This is a genomic window from Actinoplanes sp. NPDC051633 (assembly GCF_040681735.1).
In the GTDB taxonomy this organism is placed as follows: domain Bacteria; phylum Actinomycetota; class Actinomycetes; order Mycobacteriales; family Micromonosporaceae; genus Actinoplanes.
In genome coordinates this window covers 1-1,690 of record NZ_JBFAZH010001455.1, presented here as the reverse complement: position 1 = coordinate 1,690, position 1,690 = coordinate 1, and the positions used below count along the sequence as shown (strand labels likewise).

Here is a 1,690-nt window from a genome sequence, read left to right as displayed (position 1 = left end):
ACCGTTCGTTCTCCACCGACCAGAACAGCCCGGAGTTGTCGTAGGCGAGGACGAAGGGCACGAAGTGACGCTGTGCGCGCACCCCGGGGCGCGTGGCGGTCACGCACGCGCGGAAGAGCGCTTCGTGGTCCTGGTTGTAGCTCAGCGCCGGAATCAGCAGCATCGTCGGCCGCACCTTGTCGATGGCCAGCACGGACTCCCGCTCGAGAAGCCCGACCAGCTCCCGGCGGGGAACCGTGTCGAGGGCCATGTGCAGGGAGTCGTCGGTGAACAGCACGTCCCAGGCGTCCACCTTGAGCAACTGCATGACGGACTCGAACTCACTCAGCCGCGTGGTGGCGCCGACGTGGCGCATCGTGCTGCCGTCGTCGTTGTCCGCATAGTGGTCCAGGCTGCCGACGGAGACGAGGCTGACGTACACCTCGCCGCCCAGCGACTTGATCCGGGCGATCGTGCCCGCGCACCCGTAGGTTTCGTCGTCGGCATGCGGAGCGATCACCAGCACGCGCTGGCGGGCGAGAAAATCGTCCAGAAATTGATCCTTCATACCGTTCCCTCATCAGGTCTGCTGCGTCCCGGGCTCACAGTGGCTGCCGGACGGGGCTGGTCCAGGCCCCCGTCGACCGGTCTATCCAGGCGCGGGGAATCGTGTAGAGATGGACGAAGGAATCGATGATCCACAGTATCGGGAATCCGAGCGCGAACAGCAGGTAGCGCGGGCGCCGGTGCAAGGTGGAGACCAGCATCGTGAACAGCACCTGCGGTAGCACCACGGCGATCAGGAAGTTCTCGATGCTGATGACGCCGAACAGGCCTCCGAGAATGCCGCCGGTCGAGGCCAGGTCGTGCCCGAGCACTCCGGCGGCCGCTTCCAGCGCCAGGCCGAAGGGAAACAGGATCGCGACGATGCTGGAGGTGATGACTTCGGCCATGTACAGGGTCAGGCCGGCCCAGAAGAGGCCACGGTGCAGGAAGCCGTGCCGCCGGACGGTCTGCCAGAGCACCAGCGACCAGCGCCTGACCTGACGGACATAGTCTCCCCAGGTGGCCGGGTCCTGCGTGTACCCGATCGCCGCTGCAGGATGGAAGGCGATCCGCCCAAGGCGCTTGTGATGGACATCGAACGTCATGTTCAGGTCCTCGACCACCAGACCGGGGGCATTGATGTCGATATGCGCCAGCGCCGACGTGCGGTACATGCTGGCGAACCCGGGAACCACCACCACCGCGTTCGCGTGCCGCCAGCCCTGTCCGTACTTGGTGAACTCCAACGCCCGCAGATAGACCATCGCGCGGTAGGCGGCGATGAACTGTGCCCGGTGCGACATCTGCCCCGGCCGCCAGAAGCTTCTCGGACGGCCGGCGACGGCGACCACCTCGCAATCGGCGAACAGCGGCAGGCCAGTGTCCAGGTAGTCGGGGCTCAGCAGCGTGTCCGCGTCGAGCAGCAGTACGACCTGGTAGCGCCGGCACAACTCGAAGTGTTCGACACCGGCGGCGAGCGCGCCTCCCTTTCCCCTGTTGGGATGGAGCTCCAGCACGTTGACGCCGGCCGCTCTCGCCTTCTCGGCGGTGGAGTCGGAGGAGCCGTCCGAGACAAGGTAGACCTCGGACGGCGAGAACAGCGCGGTGACCGACGCGATGCTCTTCTCGATGACCAGTTCCTCGTTGTGGGCCGCGATCAGGGCCG

Annotated in this window: 2 protein-coding genes; both read right to left on the bottom strand. The window is 66.2% G+C overall.

Features of this window, described 5'->3' with window-relative positions:
• Positions 1-547 (bottom strand): PIG-L family deacetylase (locus AB0M20_RS42025; protein ID WP_364306958.1); only part of this gene is annotated, 547 nt, incomplete at its 3' end.
• A 34-nt stretch (positions 548-581) separates the two neighbouring features.
• The coding region (locus tag AB0M20_RS42020; protein ID WP_364306956.1) for a glycosyltransferase family 2 protein at positions 582-1,690 on the bottom strand (1,109 nt) is incomplete at its 5' end.